Genomic DNA, 18,609 nt, shown 5'->3' on the forward strand with positions numbered 1-18,609 from the left:
TGGTTTCATGAAGCGCTGGTTTTGGCCGGCATGGCCGTGCCCGTCGGGATTGTGGCAGCCCCTTGAGGGTCCACTTGGCGGTCAGGTTGCCATGGCGGGAGAAACTCGACGGCCGCGTGCAAGAACGTGGCTATGTCTTCAACGTGAGACTCGGCACGGTGGTGGCGCCTGTCATCGGGGGTCAGGCGTTCCACCTCATGTGCGATCAGACGTTTCCCGTCGGACGGCCACCGCTCCCAGGTCAACACGTCTCTGTAGGTAGTGAGTCGACGCGTGAACTGCTCGGGCTTGTCTCTCACTAGGTCCAGTAGCGTCGCGAGATCGAGCGCCCTCTCCGCCGGGCTCGGCTTCGCGACTGTCACGCTTGAGGGACATTGCGATGACCCTGTGGGTTCAGGGGGGCCTCCCCTAGGGTCGGCGCGGACTCTGGCGCCTTCGGTCGGCTTGTCTGAAGGAGGGCTCCATTCCAGTGGCTCACGGATGCCGTGAGCCTCAAGCTGTCGTCGTCCTGCTGCCTGAAGCGAATCGTGCAGTATCGACGAATGCTCAATCAGCATGTGTCGGTACTCGGTGCGTTCTCGGCCAGCCGCTAGCGGTTCGCTGAGTACCGCGTAGCGGTTGTCGCTGCCGGTGAGTAGCTCCCAGAGGCGGGTCGCCATGAAACGTTCACGGCCGGGCGTGAGCACGAATCCATGACCTCTCAGGTCCTCTAGTAGCTGATCGTCGAGTGCTGGCGGCCGCCGAAACGTCCATCGACGCCGGTCGTAGTCGATCGGTGGCGGGTTGCGAAGTAGTGATTCCCACTGCCGGTCTAAGAGGTCTAGTGCTTCGGCTAGAAGTCCTCGTGTCTCTAATCGCTGCAGGTGAGCGCTGACGGTGCGCGCTGCAGATCGCGGGAGGTTGAAACTGGCCGCCAGTTCGAACCAGCGCTCCCGCGTTCCGATGCGGGCGAAAAGCATGGAATAAGTCACCGCAGCGGCCCCAGTGTCCTTCGTCGACACGGCCGGCAAGGCACTGAGGACATCTGGCCATATCGACTGTGGCAGGTGCCGACTCTGCAGAGATTGCAGGGCAGTCTCGGGATATGGCCAGCCGGATCGAGCGAAGTAGTCCGCAGCCGGTAGACGCGGAACTACAGCACTGGTGCGGTGTGTCAGCCTGTCTGCCACTTTCATCTGCTCTTGTCTCGATCGGATGCGAATCGCGGCAGTGAGGTTGCCGCGGTTGCGGCTCTGCTGCTGGGGCACGGGCCGTACTCGGCCGCTGCCAGGCACTGGAGGTGGTTGACCAAGATCTTCGTACCGCTCGAGCGCGTGTGCTGCCACGTCCAGCGATGGCGCGGAGATGACATCGACCGCGCTGGTCATGAGAGCCCCGTACTCTGCTGCGGAAAGCTGTGAGCCATAGATGGGGCCGGGGCCGTTTCCGTGTTCGCCGGCGACGTAACCGGTACCTGCAGTGATTCGTCGCCCCGGAGCGATGTGCGAGGTCACCGCAATCGTCAGGTCCGACTCGTTGACCACGAGGGCGTTGACGATCTGGATCACCGACGATAAGACCTCGTGGACGGGCACAGTGAGCCCACAAGTCTGGACCGCCGCTTCATTGTCCAGACCAGCAAGGACTTGGTTCATCACACGCTGCGCCGCGACATACGGGTGTTCCGGGCCAAGATAAATCGGCGAGACAGCGGAAAGATCAGCGTCGCACCGAGGTCTGATCCGTGTCTTTGTCACCGATTCGCTCTGCCTAGGCTTGACATGCAGGCACCTCGTGGGGTTCGCCGGCACGACGCTCAGTCGGTTCTCGCCCGAATGCGGAATCCGATCACAGACAGCGCACCTGTCGGTCAGCAGAACCGCATGTTTCACGCACGCCACGCTGACCGGCAGGAACCAGGAAAGGCGCCACGCGCCGCGTCGTTCCCGAAGGCACTCCGGGCACCATCGAGCCCCGGAACGCCGAAAGATTTTGCGGCTCCGATTATGTTCTCCCCGGTTTTCGAAGGTGGCAGGGACCACGCCATCACTGGCCTTGAGCTCTCGGTGCGGCAGAGAGGCGAACGTCGCCGCTTCAAGCTCCACTGCGGACACCCCGAAGGCGATCCCCATCGTTTTGTACGGTCTTTGGGCCTCCTCGACCAGTTCATACGGCCGGCCCGACACACCAACACCGAGTGCTCTCAAAAGCTCTCGGGCGGATAGGCCGTTGTCGCTGGCGACAGCTTCGATGAAGCTATGCAGGTCCTGTCCCGGCTTCATCATCTTGGTGATCGCCATTGGCGCTGGGTCACCGAGCACGACCTCTGCCCTTCTTGCCCTGCCCTCTGACAGCGCGCAGTTCCGCCGCAGTGGCTCGTCGCGCTGCATCGGCACCCACCGGGAGCGGTGTCCGGTTGATCAGCTGCTCGTCGATCTGCTCGGTGCCGGCTCGCATCGCGAGGAACGACGCTCGTTTCAGCAGCTCGACGAGCGTTCCGACACTTCCGGTGGTTCGTTCGTAGAGCAGGTCCCAAGAGTCAACAAGCTGTTCCTGCGGGTGGGCGCAGAGCGCCAGTTGAGACTCCAGCGTCGCGACCAGTTGCTTCCATTCGGTCTGTCCGGATTTGGCCGCGGCAGAGATTCTTTCGCCGCGGACTAGTGTCCAGCGTCGTGCGGTCTGGTCCATCCGGCCGTGGGTACGTCGGCCGGAGGTGTCATATAGTCCCTTGTCGTCGAGGTCGACCCCGGCGTAAACGCATGTTCCCGCAAAGTCATCGAGCAGCCTCTTGAGGTGGTCGGTCAGGGCCTGCCCGTCGCGGCTACCAGCATTGATGCAGTGCAGATCATCGACGATCAGAAATTCGGTCTCAGCCTTCGCGAGTGCCTTCAATGCGTCCGCTGTCCATCTTTCACCGGTTCGTTTGGCTTCTGGCACGCCGAGGAATGTGGCGATCGACTGGGACATGTCTTTCATCGAGGGGTTCCCACTGAGGCCGATCAGCACTGTGGGGATCCGATAGGCTCCCGAATCCGTGCGGTCGCCATTGCTCTGCCGTGAGCGGCGGTCCACCATGCGGGCGAAGTGTGTGATGGCGGTGGTCTTGCCAACGGTGGGGGCGCCGTCGATGACCACGGCGTTGCGCGCCGCGTAGCCCCCGACCGGGTTTGTCGAACGGACCAACTCAACGATGTCGTGAACTTCGCGCATGAGCGAGGTCTGCACGGGGGGCATAAAGGAGTGGTAGCGATTGCGTTGTTCGTTGTAGCTACTCAGCTCCGATGGGTTCATTCCAGCAAGCTGGTCTCGGGTCTTGATGTCCGGCCTTTGCAGATAGGGGGTGTCGCAGTATTTCTGCCATGCCTTCCAGGTCTTCTTGTGCGGATCAATGCTCATCAAGAGCACCCGCCCACTCGTCGTCCTCATCAGCAATCGCCAAGAAGGAAATGTCGTCGACCACGTCGTCTTCGCCGTCCGGATCGTCGAGGTCATCGACGGGCTCGTCCTCGATCGGTGGGAGCTCATCGTGAAGGGGTGTTTGAGCCCACTCCTTATCCGCTGCGGCGACTTTCTAAATAACCTTCGGCAACCGGGATCCATCGCTCGTCACTCGTGAGCGGAGCTTGCGGTTCTCACCCAGCGCTTCCAGCGCCGCGTCGAGAGACTCGCGTTCCTTCATCCAGCGGTCGGGTAGATCCTCCGCCCCGATGGCTCGGACCAGTTGCATCATGGCATCGCTGAACGGCGCATCGAGGCCCCGTGCTTGCGTCCACCACAGTGTGTGGATCTCGTTCGTCTCCGGGTCTTGGAAGTAGATCTTCCGGATGTCGTTGACGTCGTAGGCGAAACGGAAATGGTCCGGTCGCCCGACCCGGGGCTCGGTCGATTGCCGGTGACGGTAGGCGTCCAAGGCAGGACCGTCGTAGAGCCTGTTGTCCCACTGGACCCCATAGTGCTGAATCGTGCGGGCGACCTTCGGCAGAAACTTGATCCAGTCACCGGGCCGAACGAGGAGCCGGGGCAGCCCGTGACACGCGATGGATGCTTCGTACATCTCTGCCGGTGACATATCTCGTTGCGGCATTCCTGCAAACGTCAGTCCGGACTGCTTGTTGTGGTGATAGACGGTGCAGATCCACTGCCGGATCATGTTGTCCAGTTCGTAGATGGTCAGCAGGTCTTCCTTGTCGACGTCCAGCCCGCGGAGGGTCGGATCGCTTCCCACGTAGCCGGGCAGCATCGAGATCAACCCGGAATTCAGGGTCCGGAAGAATCTCTCGACCACGGCTTTGTCGGTCGGCTTGTAGGGCTGCGCCGTGTACACCGAAATACCCAGCTCTTGGCACACTGACACCACATGCTCTGACACGTACGGCTTCCCCCGGTCGGTCAGGATCGCCTCGGGGCCGACGTAGGGCATGCCCCACACCTCTCCTGCGGGAACCGATATCTGCTGGGGAACGCCCTCGTACCGCCAGGCTGCCTCTTCGGGAATGCCCTCTGGGGCCGGCATTACCGAGCACGCCTGCATGATGACGTTGCCTACGTCGACGCGGTTGCTGTTCGGACTAGTCACGACGCCGACGATGGTTCGGTTGCAGTAGTCCATCGCCGCGGCGAGTTCCACGCGTGTGACCATGTCTTCGTGCAATCGCGTCTTCGGTACCACGACGAGGATGTCGATCCGGTGAGAATCGAGAACGACCAGTTGCCCGGGACGCGTGATGTCCATCTGCCCGTGGGCCGTCTTCGGCGCGTCAGCTATCGACACCCGGTGTTTCGTAGCGCCGAAGGTCGCCGCGCCCTTTGAAATGTCGTTCAAGCGCCGATAGCGGGTTGGTTGGCTGGGTAGTTTCGCTTCGTCGCCGCACTCCTGTCTGAACCTGAGGTTGATCTCCCACATCAGGTTCTTGCGGCTATTAGTGGTCTGACGGGCCTGCTCACCGACGACCTCGCGCGCGATCTCGGTCCATCTCTGATCTGTGCGAAGTCCTCGCCGGCGAGTGATGTCCCCTGATACCAGGCCGTTGGCCCCGGATTCGCGAAACCTCTTCAGCTTGCGACGCACTGTTCGTGTGGAGACACCCATTGCTTCGGCCACCGCTTCTACCCGCTGCTCGACGTGCGTTGGCGCGTCCGGATCATCGACTGGGTTAGTGATCCAGGCGAGCTGCCGGACAAGTTTCTCCAGGTCGGCAAGTTCCTCCGGGGAGAGCAGGTCGACACCCGTGACTATCGAGTTCTCTTCAGCAGGATTCGCTTGCTTCACCTCACGAATGAACGCCACGATGCTCATCGTGGTGGTGAATCTCGAGTTCACCGAGCGCAGCACGATGTCCGTGCCTTGACGGCCGGTGATGGTCATCAGCTCTTCCTTCACCTTCACTGTGTCGCCCAGTTTCGGCACCCATGTCGAGCTCATCAGGCCACCTCCACGTCGGCCGATGCCGTCGCTGGCCACAGCACAGTGCTCAGCCTGAGCGGTTTCGACCAGTCAAAGCTGAGATGGCCGTGCCACACCAGGTGCAGCGCCGCCGGGACTATTCGGTACCGCTCGACCCGGGGCGGCAGGTCGCTTAGAAGCTGCCTGAACGAGATGCCAGACGTCGCTACTGCTTCCCGCACGACGCGGAGGTCGTCAGAGTCAACCAGTCGTGGGTTGCGGTAGCCGGCCACGTGCAGTGTGTTTCGTAGTCGCACCGGGTCGTCGCCTGTCCACAGTTGGTAGTGCCATCCACGTAGCCGGCACGCCTGGCGAAGCCATGCGCTGGCCTCGGCAACACGCTCGGTGCCTGCCCGTTTCGGCGTGGTGACATCGACCAGTTCCACGGAGCCGTCCGCGTAGGTCAGCAGATAGTCGGGGATCCGGGTACGTAGACGGTCACTGACCAGATCCGGACCCGAGACCTGCAGTGGTTGAGAGGAAATGTGCACTACGTCGGGATCAGCGTCTGCGGTAGCCAGGAATGACCGCTCGTGCAGCGACTCGTAACCGACGTGCTTTCCGACGGTGGACGACCACCACAGTCCGTCGTAGTGCAGGCGCCCCTTGTAGGCGCGGAAGGTCCGGAAGGGATCCGAGTCAGCGACATCGTGCCAAGTCACCTCGGCGAACGGGACGGACCGCTCCGAGTCTTTTCCTTGGCGTAGCTCCGCCGTCACCTCACGTAGCGAGGCGAGACGCGTCAATCCCGAGGGCGTGTCGTCTGAGGTGGTCAAATCTGCACTATTGACCTGCGTTTGGGTATGCGTCATGATGACGTTCTCTCCTTCAGGAGAGAAGAATTGGTGTGAAGCCTGAGCGCTTCGCGTGATCACGAGCCGGGTGGCCGCCCGGCTCGTGGCGATTTCGCAGCAGTAGTCGCCGCCCCCACTTCAGAAGAATGGCTGGAGCAGCGGTTATTGGGGTACTTCGATGCGCGCCCCTGCGCGAGGTCTCTACGCTTCAGACGCCTCCGGTGGTTCGGCGACGTCGAGGAAATCCGTTAACGCCAGGGCGGCGACGGATGAGACTGAGCGGTGTTCACGGAGCGCGGCTCCGTACAACTCGCGGACAAGCCATCCGGGCAGAGACAGGTGGATGCGCGTCGGCGAGCGGTCATCGATCGGCTGGTCTGCGCGTCGTGGCGCACCGAGCCGTGCGGGCGGAATTTTGTTCATACCGAAGGACCGAAGCTGCACCCGACGCCTGGTCGGTCTGCAGAGCCGCGTTAGCGACTCGGTCGACCTCCCTTCTTTCGGCTCGGGGCAGCTTGTCTCCGATCCGCCCATCTCATCACGGACATCTGTCGGTGGTCAATGGCCAATGATGTCCAATGCGCCCGATCCTGGCGGCGGTGCGTCTTAACCACGGACACCAGGTGCGACCACTACGTTTAAGTAGTCGGCCATCCTCGATTAAGGAACTACCCGAGTTGCCCACCACCAACGCCGCCTTCATCTGGTCCATCGCCAACAAGCTGCGCGGGCCCTACCAGCCCAACCAATACGGCGACGTGATCCTGCCGTTCACGATCCTGCGGCGCCTGGACGCGATCCTCGCGCCGACCAAGGCGGAGGTGCTCACCGAGTACGCGCGGTTGCAGGACAGCGGCATCGACCCGTTCGTGGTTCTGCGGTCAAGGTTCGGGCTGCCGTTCTTCAACACCTCGGCGTGGGACTTCGGCAAGCTCGCGGCGGACCCGGCGGGCCTGGCGGACAATCTCATCGATTACATCGAGGGGTTCTCGCCCAACATCCGGGACGTCTTCGACGGCTACAAGCTCCCCGAACTGATCGATGATCTTAACAAGAAGGACCGCCTGTTCCTGATCGTCAAGGACTTCGCGAACGTCGACCTGCACCCGGATCGGGTCAGCGGGCACGACATGGGCTACATCTTCGAGGAACTCATCAGAAAGTTCGCCGAGTCCAACAACGCCCAGGCCGGTGACCACTTCACTCCGCGTGAAGTCATCTCCCTGATGGTCGACCTGTTGTACGCCGACAAGGACCTCGAGCTCACCACTCCCGGCATCGTGCGCACCATCTACGACCCCGCGGCGGGCACGGGCGGCATGCTCTCGGTCGCCTACGACCACTTGGTGGAGATGAACCCCGACGCCAAGCCGGTGCTGTACGGCCAGGAGGTCAACCCGCGCTCGTACGCCATGTGTAAGTCGGACATGGTGATCAAGGGCCAGGGCGTGGGGAACATCTACAACGGTGACACGCTCACCGACGACGGCTTCCACGGCGAGCACTTCGACTTCCTGCTGTCGAATCCGCCGTTCGGGGTGGAGTGGAAGACGCAGCAGAAGGCGGTCAAGGACGAGCACGAGCAGCGGGGCTTCGCGGGCCGTTTCGGTCCCGGCCTACCGCGGGTCTCCGACGGCTCTCTGCTGTTCCTGATGCACCTGATCAGCAAGATGCGGCCCGTCCGCTCCCCGGAGGACAAGGGCTCCCGGCTGGCGATCGTCCTCAACGGCTCGCCCCTGTTCACCGGCGGCGCCGGCTCCGGCGAGTCCAATATCCGGCAGTGGATCATCGAAAACGACCTGCTTGACGCGATCATCGCGCTGCCGACGGACATGTTCTACAACACCGGCATCTCTACCTACATCTGGATCCTGGACAACGCCAAGACCGAGGAGCGCAAGGGCAAGGTCCAGCTCATCAACGCGGTCGAGATGTCCGGCAAGATGCGCAAGTCCCTCGGCTCCAAGCGCAAGGAACTCCGCCAGCAGGACATCGAGAAGATCTGCGAACTCTACGACGGCTTTGAAAACCACCAAAACGACGACGAGGCGCCCGCCCTGTCAAAGGTGTTCGACAACTCGGAGTTCGGATACCGCACCATCACCGTTGAGCGGCCCCTGCAGCTGCGATTCCACATCGCCGACGACACCGCCGAACTCGTGCTCGCGACCAAGGCCATCGCCAAGCTCCCTGCGGCCGACCAGGACGCCATCCGCAGCGCCCTCGATGGCCTCTCGGGCCGCGAGTGGACCAACCGCGATGCCTTCGTCACCGAGCTCAGGGCCGCGCTGAAGGCTGCGGGCATGGCCAAGGTCGGTGCCCCGGTGATCAAGACGATTTGGACGACGATCGGCGAACACGATCCCGAGGCCGACGTCATCACCACCAAGGGCAAGCCCGAACCCGACACCTCACTCCGGGACACAGAGAACGTCCCGCTGACCGAGGACATCGAGGAGTACTTCGGAAGCGAGGTCCTGCCCCACGTGCCGGACGCGTGGATCGACCACGACAAGACCCGCATCGGCTACGAAATCCCCTTCACCCGCCACTTCTATCGATACACCCCGCCCCGCCCCCTCGAAGAAATCCAGAAGGACCTCCGCAAACTCGTGACGGAAATCCAGGCCATGCTCGCGGAGGTGGGGGCATGACCTGGCCTGCGTACACGGAATACAAGGAGTCCGACGTCGAGTGGATCGGCGCAATTCCATGTGATTGGTCAGTGCGGCCACTTCGCTACATTTGCGATGTTCAGACCGGTGATCGCGACACCGTGCATCGCGTTGACGACGGTGAATATCCATTCTTCATTCGATCTGAAAATGTACAGCGCATCGACACTTGGTCCATGGATGGCGAAGCCGTGCTAACTCCTGGAGATGGCGCTGTGGGGCAAGTTTTTCACTATTACGTCGGGAAGTTTGATTACCATCAACGCGTATATGCGTTCTTCAATTTTCGGGCAGTATCTGGAAGATACTTCTACTACTACCTCTCGGCATTGTTCGCGAAAGTCGCTTTAGATGGAAGCGCAAAAACAACTGTAGATTCATTGCGGATGCCCCTCATCAAAGGATTTATGATTGCGCATCCAGGACTATTGGCACAAGAGCAGATAGTTCGATTCCTCGACCGCGAGACCGCCAAGATCGATGCGCTGATCGACAAGCAGGAGCAGCTTATCGCCACCCTGCGCGAGGACCGCGCCGCCACAATCACCCACGCGGTCACTAGAGGGCTCTCTCCAGAGACGCACTTGAAGGAAACAGGCACCAGGTGGATTGACGCCCTCCCCCAGCATTGGATCTTCAGCAGGCTCAGTCGCCATGTATCGATCAATTCCGGACAAGTAGATCCTCGGAACGAACCGTACCGCGAAATGATCCTAATCGCGCCGAATCATGTGGAATCGGGGACAGGCAGGCTGATTGAGACTGAGACCGCCGACGAGCAGGCCGCAGATAGCGGCAAATATCGAGTTACGGCTGGTCAAGTGATTTATTCGAAAATTCGACCAAACCTGGCGAAGGTCACTATAGCGCCAGTTGACTGCCTCTGCAGCGCAGACATGTACGGCCTATCAACCGATCAGAACGAGCTCGCCTCCGGATTCCTTATGTACGAACTGTTGTCTCAGCCCTTCACCGATTATGTAATTGACTCGTCGATGCGAGTCGCGATGCCGAAAGTGAACCACGAGTCTTTGGGCGCGGCACCGATCTGGATTCCGCCAATTGAGGAGCAGCACGCGGTCGTGAAATTCTTGGACGCACGATGCGCAAATATCGATGCGCTGATTATTAAGTCGCTTGAGATGATCGAGACACTCCACGAGTACCGCTCCGCCCTGATCGCCAATGCAGTGACGGGCAAGATCGACGTGAGGGAGGCTGTGTAGTCATGGCCCAGCATCACGAGTCCGTGCTCGAAGACGAGATCTGCGCCCACCTGGCCGCGAACGGTTGGGAGTACTCGCCCAACGATGCCGGGTACGACCGCGAACTAGCCCTCTTCCCCGAAGACGTGTTCTGGTGGCTGCAGCACACCCAGCCCGACGAGTGGGAGAAGCGCGTCAAACCCGCAGACCCACCCGCGGCGCAGGAGAAATCCAAGGCCGCGCTGCTTCAGCGGCTATCCAAAGCCCTCTCGGCGGATCTCAAAGCTGACGGTGGAACACTCGCCGTGCTGCGCCGCGGCTTCTCCGACTTCAACGCGCACTTCGCGATGTGCCAGTTCAAGCCCAACTCCGGGCTCAACACCACCACCGCCGCCAAGCATCAGGCCGTGCGGCTGCGGGTCATGCGGCAGGTGCACTACTCGCGGTCCCGCCCGGGCAAGGCCATCGACCTGGTCTTCTTTGTCAACGGCATCCCCGTCGCCACCGCTGAGCTCAAGACCGACTTCACGCAATCCGTCGAGCACGCGATCGAGCAGTACAAGAAGGACCGCCTGCCCAAGGGCGAGCCGCTGCTCGGCTTTGCCACCCGCGCCCTGGTGCACTTCGCCGTCTCCAACACCGAAGTGCACATGACCACCCGGCTCGCCGGCCAGGACACCGTGTTCCTGCCCTTCAACCGCGGCAACGGCCACCACGCCGGCAACCCGCCCAACCCGCACGGCTCGGCCACCGCCTACCTGTGGGAGATCATCCTCGCCCGCGACACCTGGCTGGAGATCCTCGACCGGTTCCTGCACCTGGAGATCACCGAGAAGCGCGACCCGGACACCGGCAAGAAGACCCGCAAAGAGACCCTGCTGTTCCCGCGCTACCACCAGTGGGACGCCGTCACCCGACTCGTCGGCGCCGCCCGCGCTGAAGGGCCCGGGTATAAGTACCTCGTCCAGCACTCCGCCGGCTCGGGCAAGACCAACTCCATCTCCTGGCTCGCGCAGCGACTCGCCACCCTTTATAACGACGACGACGACAAGGTGTTCTCCTCCGTCATCGTGGTCACTGACCGGACCGTGCTCGACGCGCAACTGCAAGAGGCCATCCACCAGATCAACCGCACCACCGGCGTCGTGGCCCACATCGATGGGCTGACCGGCTCGAAATCCTCAGAACTGGCCGAAGCTCTCGAGTCGGGGACCCACATCGTCGTCGTCACCATCCAGACCTTCCCCTACGCCCTGGACGCCATCTCCGACCGCACCACTCTCCAGGGTCGGTCTTTTGCGATCATTGCCGACGAAGCTCATTCCTCCCAGGCCGGCGGGGCGTCCAACAAGCTCAAGCAGGTCCTGTCGCAGGCCGAGCTCGACGAGGTCGCCCAAGGCGGGGCCGTGTCGGCCGAGGACCTGATCGCTGCCGAGACGAAAGCCCGCGCTGAGGCCGGCAATATCTCCTTCTTCGCCTTCACCGCCACACCCAAGGCCACCACGCTCGAGCTGTTCGGCCGCCCCGGCCCCGACGGCACGCCGCAGCCGTTTCACCTGTACTCGATGCAGCAGGCGATTGACGAGGGCTTCATCCTGGATGTCCTGCGCAACTACACCCCGTACAAGACTGCGTTCCGGCTGTCGCACAACGGCAAGACCTACGCCACCAGCGACACCGGGGAAGGCACCGTCGCCGTGACCACCGAGGGCAGCGACGACGACCTGGTGGACCGGTCCGCCGCAGTGAAGTCGGTGATGAACTGGGTCAAGCTGCACCCCACCAACATTTCGCAGAAGGTGCAGATCATCGTGGAGCACTTCCGCCAGAACGTGGCCTGGCGGCTGAACGGGCAGGCCAAGGCTATGGTGGTGACCAGCTCGCGCAAGGCCGCCGTGCGCTACAAACTTGCCTTCGATGACTACGTGAAGAAGAACGGCTACACCGACGTCGCCGCGCTGGTCGCGTTCTCCGGGGAAGTGGCTGACCCTGAGTCCGGCACCGACGAGCCGTTCTCCGAGATCAACATGAACCCCGGGCTCCAGGGCCGCGACCTGCGGGATGCGTTTGCAACCGACGAGTTCCAGGTGATGCTGGTGGCCAACAAGTTCCAGACCGGGTTCGACCAGCCCAAGCTTGTTGCCATGTATGTCGACAAGCGGCTCGGCGGGGTTCAGGCCGTGCAGACCCTATCCCGGCTTAACCGGACGTTCCCGCCTCTGAAGGACCAGACCTTCGTACTGGATTTCACAAACGAGGTCGACGACATCGTCGACGCCTTCGCGCCCTACTACGAGGCCACCACTCTGGCCGACGTCACCGACCCGAACATCGTCCACGACACCGAACGCAAACTCTCCGTTGCCGGCATCTACGAACGCTCCGAGGTCGACGGCTTCGCCAATGCATTCCTCGGCCGTGAAGGCCACAACGCGCTGGTGAAGTGGGTCGCTCCCGCTGCCGACCGTTTCACGGTTCGGATGCGGTCGGCGGTCGAGGCCTCCGACGCGGTGGAGATCGACGAGTTGCAGATGTTCCGCAAAGACGTCGGCACCTACGTCCGGCAGTACGAGTTCCTGTCCCAGTTGTTCGACTACGAGAACCCCTGGCTGGAGAAGCTCGCGCTGTTCCTCAAGCTCCTGGCCCCGCAGCTGAGCAGTGGTGAGAAGGACACCCCCATCGATCTGTCTGCGGTGGCTATCGACTACCTCGGCCATCACCGGCAGGCCACCCGTGACGGTGAGCTCTCCGGCGGGACGCCGCTCGAGCCCGCGCGCGAGGCTGGCACCGGCACCGTCCGCGACCCCGACATGGTCGCGCTCAACGAGGTTATCGGGCCCTTCCGGTTTTAGAGTGCATTGATCCGGTCCTGAAGCTGTCCGGAGTGGATCAGTGACCGCAAGATGTAGTGCTTGAGGTTCCGGAAGCCCAGGGCGATTCCGCGGAGGTGCTCGAGGCGTCCGTTGATGGCTTCGACGGGGCCGTTGGAAGCGCCCACGTCGAAGTAGGCCAGGATCTCCCGATGCCGCTTCCACAGCGAACGGCCGAGCTGCGCGAGCTCGGGGAGTTCGGCGGGTACACCGGCCCGGATCGACTTGAGGAGCTTGTACATAGCGATCTTGCCCTCCCGCTTGCCCGAGGCTTCGTAAGCAGTGATGAGTCGCTGGTAGACGCCGTAGGTGACCTCCACCGCCGCGTGCGCGTCATGGGCGGTGAACGCTTGGAACAGGCGCATCTTCTGCTTGTCGGTCAGCAGTTCAGCGCGGGTTCGCAGGGTGCGGCGGATGCCGTACAGCGGGTCGCCCGTGCGGCCCCGGTGCCCGGTGGTGGCCTGCTGGATGCGTTGGCGGCACACGGTGAGCTTGTCGGCGGCCAGGTGCACGACGTGGAACGGGTCCATCACCGTCCGGGCAGCGGGCACCGCGCTGGCGGCGGCGGTGTGGTAGCCGGCGAACCCGTCCATCGTGACAACCTTGACCCGGTCTCGAAACACCTGGTCACGGGCGTCCAGCCACTCGGTGAGGACCTTCGCCGAACGGCCCGGGACCATGTCCAACAGGCGAGACGGGCCGGTGCCGTCCACGACCGGGGTCAGGTCGACCAGGACGGTGACGAACGCACTGCTGCCGTCGCCGCGCACGTGCTTCCATTTGTGCTCATCGACACCGAGAACGCGGACTCCGTCGAAGTGTCCGGGCTGCTCGTAGACCATCGTGCGAACCTCCGAGACCGCCAGGTCATTGACCAGGTCCCACCCCAGCCCGAGGGCCTTGGCCACGGCGGACACGCTGGTGCGGTCGATCGCCAGACGCTGCAGGATCCAGCGGCTGCAGCGGCGGGTGGTCTTGGCCCGCGGCTCGGCCAACGCCGGCATCCGCTGCTGGAAGATCCTCGTAGCGCACTCGGTGTTGTCGCAGGTGAAGCGCGGTACCCGCACGTGCAGTCTGGTGGGATGCCCGACGATCGGTAGATCCGTGACCTTCCGCTGGACGTGGTCCCGCAAACGGCCCGCCATCCCGCACTCGGCGCAGATCGGGTCGAGTGTGACCGGGGCGCAGAACAGGTGCGTGAGCTCGTCAGCCACAGCGGCGTCGGTGATGGTCACCCCGAGCTCGACGGTGCGGCAGATGGTGTCGGCGAGCAGGCTGGCGGTAGCGTTCAAAGCGGGTCCTGGGGATGCGAAGTGCTGGTGTAGGAACTTGCATCTTCACACGCCCCAGGACCCCTACATCTTGTGCCTCACCGCATCACCGCAGCATCCCCGCTACGCACTCCGGATCCGGAAGAGCCGGTTATCGACCGCATCAACGATCTGTTCGCCGGCGACCACCCCGACTCCTCCGTCCGCAACGTGGTCACCCACATCAAGGACCGGCTCGAAGAGAGCGAGACCCTCAAGACGCAGGCGCGGAACAACTCACTCGCTCAGTTCCGCGCGAGCCCCGACATCGATGTCGCCTTCACCGACGCCGTGATCGGATCCATGGACTCCTCGGCGGACCTGTCTGCCCAGATCCTCAACAACCAGGACCTGGCCCGCGCACTGCTCGGCGAGCTCCTGCCGGCCGTCTACCGAACACTGAGCAAGGCAAGCTGAACCGTCTGATGACGTCCGACGAGAGTGTCAGATGGGCTACGTGCAACGACTGTGGCCAGCATTCACAGCTGGGAAGTAACGGCAAGCTAGTCCCGCACTTCGACCGGCCGAACAAGCGCCGCCAGTGCGTGGGCTCTGTGAAGCATGTGCGACAGCAACAGTTGCTAGAGCATCCACCCGCAGACAACATCGCCCCGGCGGTTGCAATCCCTCCGCCCCGCCCTAAACCCGTCAGAGTCGAATATCCCGACACCCCCAGTGGAAAATCGATCCGCGCGATCAGCGGCGGCGCGGTCGAATCCAAGCGTAGATAGCCTCCAAGCGCAGCCGCGCGCCGCCCGCCTACTCAGGCGCGTGGTGTCGCCAGATCGGGAAGGTGACAGATTGCTGCGAACCGTGTGACACACCGGTGAGAAACTGACAGATTGTTTGAGAACCGACACGGCACCTACAAGCCCCGCGCCATGTCGACGAACCGCGAGTAGTGAAGCTGGTGCGCCACGGTGATGGTGGAGGTCGGACCGCCACGGTGCTTGCCCAGGATCAGGTCGGCCTCGCCGGCGCGGGGGTCGTCGCGTTCGGTGGAGTCGGGGCGGTGGAGCAGCATGACGATGTCGGCGTCCTGCTCCAGCGAGCCGGACTCGCGGAGGTCGGAGACCTGGGGCCGCTTGTCGGTGCGCTGCTCTGGGCCACGGTTCAGCTGCGAGATGGCGATCAGAGGGACGTCGAGCTCCTTGGCCAGCAGCTTGAGCTGGCGGGAAAACTCGGAGACCTCCTGCTGGCGGGACTCGACCTTCTTGCCGCTGGACATCAGCTGCAGGTAGTCCACCACGATCAGCCGCAGGTCGTGCTTCTGCTTGAGCCGGCGAGCCTTGGCCCGGATCTCCATCATGGTGAGGTTGGGCGAGTCGTCGATGAACAGTGGGGCCTCGGAGATCTCGCCCATCCGCCGGGCCATGCGGGTCCAGTCCTCGTCGCTCATCTTCCCCGACTTCATGTCGGAGAGCTTGACGCGCGCCTCGGCGCTCATGAGGCGCATGACGATCTCGGTCTTGCTCATCTCCAGGGAGAACAGGACCGAGGAGAGCCCGTTCTTGATCGAGCACGAGCGCATGATGTCCAGGCCGATGGTGGAGTTGTGTGTGGGGATCGCGGTGGGGCCGGCCAGGTACAGATGATCGTCGGCGGCGACCTCGATGCACCTGACCGGCACACTGTGCGCGCCCCGGACGTCGATGATCAACCGATCGGGGCGGCTCGAACTGGCACTCTCGGGCACGAGGATCCCGAAATCGCTCACCAGCATCAGCGTCTCGAGGGACTTGGTGGTGACGGTCTGGTGGGTGCCGCCCATCTCGATCCGCCACTCGTGCTCCGCGTCGGCCACGATCTCCGCGCCGTCGTTGAACCGGAGCGTGAAGCACGGACGGTCCTCCCACACCTCGGTCACAGCCACCACCTCGGTCGGCTGCCCGTCGGCGCCGAGGACCCGGTCGCCTACGACGACGTCGCCCATCATGGTCTCGCCGTCCGGGGTCGGGAGCACGGTGTCCAGGGCGAGGGCCTTACCGACGCCGGGGCGGGCGGCGATGATGATCATCTGGCCACCGTGCAACCCGTTGGTGATGGCGTCGAGGTCGGCGAAACCCGTGGGCACGCCGTTGCTCAGACCACCGGCGGTGTGGATGGCGTCGATCTCGTCCATCGTGGGCTGCAGGAGCTCCTCGATGACCACGTAGTCCTCGGTGGTCCGCCGCTCGGTGACCTCGAAGATCTCCGCCTGCGCGCGGTCCACGACCTCGGCCACGTCGGCTCCCTCGGACCCCGAGTAGCCGAACTGCACGATCCGCGTCCCGGCGTCGACCAGGCGGCGCAGAATCGCCTTCTCCGAGACGATCTGGGCGTAGTACCCCGCGTTGGCGGCCGTGGGCACGGTGGAGATGAGGGTGTGGAGGTACGCGGCCCCGCCGGCACGCCGGAGGTCACCACGACGATCCAGCTCGGCGGCCACGGTGACGGCGTCCGCCGGCTCGCCGCGGGCGTAGAGGTCCAGGATCACGTCGTAGACGGCCTGGTGCGACGGCTTGTAGAAGTCGCCCGGCTGTATCTCCTCCACCACGTCCGCGATGGCGTCCTTGCTGAGGAGCATCCCGCCGAGCACCGATTGCTCCGCGGTGAGATCCTGCGGCGGGGTGCGACCGAAGTCCGAACCCCCACCCTCGTCAGGCGGAGGCGGCATCTCGTCGGATCCGTCGAATCCCCCCTGCGCCATGACCTCTCCTCTCCCCCTCACGCCCTCGCGTGCGGTACTCCCGAGCCGACTCGCCTGCTCCGCGTGACCAGTTCACTGTAGGCCACCGCAGCGAGACGTCCGGCAGTCACCCGTCACGTTATCCACAGGCTTCTCCACAATCGTTGGTGGCCGGCTGTGGACAACTGTGGATGAATGTGCGATTCGCTGGGCCGGCGCCATGCGTCGTGTGGACAACCAGTGGAGAAGCCGGTCGCGAATGAACAAACGTGCTGGTCACGCCCGGCTTTGCCGCTTCGGCGGTCGGTGGAGAGCTGCCGTTAACACGAACCCCACGTCGACGCAATAGGTAACGAAAGATGAACATTATCGGTATCGAAACCGACACCATTGTATTTTGCCGCCGGCGTTATCCACAGGCGGTCCACAACCCCGGGGAGACCATGACGAAGGCCCCGGTCGTCACAGACGACGACCGGGGCCTTCGTGGCAGATCAGGCGGGGACGACCTCGAACGCGACCTTGGCGGTCGTGTCGTGACCCAGTTCGACGACGACGCTCTGGGCGCCGGTCGACTTGATGTGCTCCTTGGGCATGTGGACGGCGCGCTTGTCGACCGCCGGCCCCCCGGCCGACTTGATCGCGGAGGCGACATCGCCCGCGGTCACCGAACCGAACAACTTGCCTGTGTCGGAGGTCTTGACGGCGACCTTGACGTCGGCGAGCGACTCCAGCTTCTGCTTGAGCTCGTTGGCGTGGTCCGAGTCGCGCACCTCACGAGCCTCCTGGACCCGCTTGATGGACTCGATCTGGCGCTCGGCGCCCGGGGTGGCCACGATGGCCAGCCCGCGCGGGAGCAGGAAGTTGCGACCGTATCCGCCCTTGACCTCGACGATGTCGCCCGGCGCACCGAGCTTGTCGACGTCGGCGGTGAGGATCAGCTTCATGATCCGTCTACCTTTCTTTCCTCCGACGAGCCGACCGGGGCCGGACTCTCGCGAGGTCATGTCTCTTGCTTATGGGGTGGGGCGCATCTCGCGCCCCGAGGGAAAAGACCCTGGGATCAGAACGGGGGCTCGTCGTCCATGCCGCCGAAGCCACCGGAACCGCCGGCCCGGGGAGCGCTGCCCCACGGATCGTCGTTCTGCTGGCCACCGCCCTGGCCGCCGCCGTAACCGCCCTGCGCCTGGCCGCCGGACTGGAATCCGCCGCCCTGCTGGCCACCACCCTGGAATCCGCCCCCGCCGCCCTCGCGGTTGGTGCGGGTCACCTTGGCGGTGGCGTACTTGAGCGACGGGCCGACCTCGTCGACCTCCACCTCGTACACCGTGCGCTTCTCGCCCTCACGGGTCTCGTACGACCGCTGGCGCAGACGACCGTTGACGATGACGCGCATCCCCTTCTGCAGGGACTCCGCCACGTTCTCGGCGGCCTGGCGCCACACGTTGCAGGTGAGGAACAGGCCTTCGCCGTCCTCCCACTGGTTGGTCTGGGAGTTGAAGCGGCGCGGCGTCGAGGCGACCCGGAAGTTCGCCACCGCGGCACCCGACGGCGTGAACCGCAGCTCGGGATCCGCGACGATGTTCCCGACCACGGTGATGGGGGTGTCGCCCTGTGCCATGCGCTTGTCCTCCGTGTTGACGCTCAGGTGGATGTGATCGGAAC

Annotated in this window: 12 protein-coding genes; 4 read left to right on the forward strand and 8 right to left on the reverse strand. The window is 63.5% G+C overall.

The genetic code is table 11. The features are described 5' to 3' along the window. Positions 1-5: 5 nt before the first annotated feature. The 4 genes from CT688_RS16565 to CT688_RS16580 all read right to left on the reverse strand — a co-directional run bounded on the left by CT688_RS16565 (position 6) and on the right by CT688_RS16580 (position 6,234). Complete coding sequence (locus tag CT688_RS16565; protein WP_159078022.1) at positions 6-2,279, reverse strand: TniQ family protein; 2,274 nt, start codon at positions 2,277-2,279, stop codon at positions 6-8. Between the two features lie 10 nt (positions 2,280-2,289). Further along, positions 2,290-3,471, reverse strand: coding sequence for a TniB family NTP-binding protein (locus CT688_RS16570; RefSeq protein WP_231750411.1), 1,182 nt, complete (start codon positions 3,469-3,471; stop codon positions 2,290-2,292). A gap of 79 nt (positions 3,472-3,550) precedes the next feature. After that, complete coding sequence (locus tag CT688_RS16575) at positions 3,551-5,401, reverse strand: DDE-type integrase/transposase/recombinase (protein ID WP_107757792.1); 1,851 nt, start codon at positions 5,399-5,401, stop codon at positions 3,551-3,553. After that, positions 5,401-6,234 (reverse strand): TnsA-like heteromeric transposase endonuclease subunit, encoded by an 834-nt coding sequence (locus CT688_RS16580; protein WP_231750412.1) that lies wholly within the window; start codon positions 6,232-6,234, stop codon positions 5,401-5,403. Before CT688_RS16580 ends, CT688_RS16575 begins: the two co-directional genes overlap by 1 nt. 659 nt (positions 6,235-6,893) lie before the next feature. Between CT688_RS16580 and CT688_RS16585 the strand changes: the two genes are divergently transcribed. Genes CT688_RS16585 through CT688_RS16595 form a run of 3 tightly spaced genes read left to right on the forward strand, consistent with a single transcriptional unit; the run spans position 6,894 to position 12,948 of the window. After that, complete coding sequence (locus CT688_RS16585; RefSeq protein WP_107757793.1) at positions 6,894-8,870, forward strand: class I SAM-dependent DNA methyltransferase; 1,977 nt, start codon at positions 6,894-6,896, stop codon at positions 8,868-8,870. After that, a complete protein-coding gene (locus CT688_RS16590; RefSeq protein WP_107757794.1) occupies positions 8,867-10,117 on the forward strand; it encodes a restriction endonuclease subunit S in 1,251 nt (416 codons plus the stop codon). The genes CT688_RS16585 and CT688_RS16590 overlap by 4 nt, the downstream gene beginning before the upstream one ends. Before the next feature lie 2 nt (positions 10,118-10,119). Next, positions 10,120-12,948 (forward strand): type I restriction endonuclease subunit R, encoded by a 2,829-nt coding sequence (locus tag CT688_RS16595; protein ID WP_231750413.1) that lies wholly within the window; start codon positions 10,120-10,122, stop codon positions 12,946-12,948. On the opposite strand, the gene CT688_RS16600 is transcribed toward CT688_RS16595, so the two are convergent. Then, a complete protein-coding gene (locus tag CT688_RS16600; RefSeq protein ID WP_107755580.1) occupies positions 12,945-14,258 on the reverse strand; it encodes an ISL3 family transposase in 1,314 nt (437 codons plus the stop codon). The genes CT688_RS16595 and CT688_RS16600 overlap by 4 nt on opposite strands. Positions 14,259-14,330: 72 nt before the next feature. Here CT688_RS16600 and CT688_RS16605 point away from each other — a divergent pair, with 72 nt between their 5' ends. Continuing rightward, the gene (locus CT688_RS16605; protein ID WP_231750414.1) at positions 14,331-14,693 is read left to right on the forward strand and encodes a hypothetical protein; all 363 of its coding nucleotides are present in this window, start codon (positions 14,331-14,333) and stop codon (positions 14,691-14,693) included. Positions 14,694-15,141: 448 nt separating this feature from the next. On the opposite strand, the gene dnaB is transcribed toward CT688_RS16605, so the two are convergent. The 3 genes from dnaB to CT688_RS16620 all read right to left on the reverse strand — a co-directional run bounded on the left by dnaB (position 15,142) and on the right by CT688_RS16620 (position 18,565). Continuing rightward, on the reverse strand, positions 15,142-16,932 hold the full coding sequence (dnaB, locus tag CT688_RS16610; protein WP_197431536.1) for a replicative DNA helicase: 1,791 nt from the start codon (positions 16,930-16,932) through the stop codon (positions 15,142-15,144). Between the two features lie 506 nt (positions 16,933-17,438). Then, complete coding sequence (rplI, locus tag CT688_RS16615) at positions 17,439-17,891, reverse strand: 50S ribosomal protein L9 (protein WP_095719328.1); 453 nt, start codon at positions 17,889-17,891, stop codon at positions 17,439-17,441. Between the two features lie 116 nt (positions 17,892-18,007). Next, positions 18,008-18,565 (reverse strand): single-stranded DNA-binding protein, encoded by a 558-nt coding sequence (locus CT688_RS16620; RefSeq protein WP_107757796.1) that lies wholly within the window; start codon positions 18,563-18,565, stop codon positions 18,008-18,010. Positions 18,566-18,609: the final 44 nt, after the last annotated feature.

Source organism: Dietzia sp. JS16-p6b, from assembly GCF_003052165.1.
In the GTDB taxonomy this organism is placed as follows: domain Bacteria; phylum Actinomycetota; class Actinomycetes; order Mycobacteriales; family Mycobacteriaceae; genus Dietzia.

Excerpts from the sequence above, each read along its gene's own strand:
- CT688_RS16595 (WP_231750413.1), top strand. The coding sequence starts at position 10,120 with ATGGCCCAGCATCACGAGTCCGTGCTCGAAGACGAGATCTGCGCCCAC.
- dnaB (WP_197431536.1), bottom strand. The coding sequence starts at position 16,932 with ATGCCGCCTCCGCCTGACGAGGGTGGGGGTTCGGACTTCGGTCGCACC.
- CT688_RS16570 (WP_231750411.1), bottom strand. The coding sequence starts at position 3,471 with ATGACCTCGACGATCCGGACGGCGAAGACGACGTGGTCGACGACATTT.
- CT688_RS16590 (WP_107757794.1), top strand. The coding sequence starts at position 8,867 with ATGACCTGGCCTGCGTACACGGAATACAAGGAGTCCGACGTCGAGTGG.
- rplI (WP_095719328.1), bottom strand. The coding sequence starts at position 17,891 with ATGAAGCTGATCCTCACCGCCGACGTCGACAAGCTCGGTGCGCCGGGC.
- CT688_RS16565 (WP_159078022.1), bottom strand. The coding sequence starts at position 2,279 with ATGGCGATCACCAAGATGATGAAGCCGGGACAGGACCTGCATAGCTTC.
- CT688_RS16580 (WP_231750412.1), bottom strand. The coding sequence starts at position 6,234 with ATGACGCATACCCAAACGCAGGTCAATAGTGCAGATTTGACCACCTCA.
- CT688_RS16620 (WP_107757796.1), bottom strand. The coding sequence starts at position 18,565 with ATGGCACAGGGCGACACCCCCATCACCGTGGTCGGGAACATCGTCGCG.
- CT688_RS16575 (WP_107757792.1), bottom strand. The coding sequence starts at position 5,401 with ATGAGCTCGACATGGGTGCCGAAACTGGGCGACACAGTGAAGGTGAAG.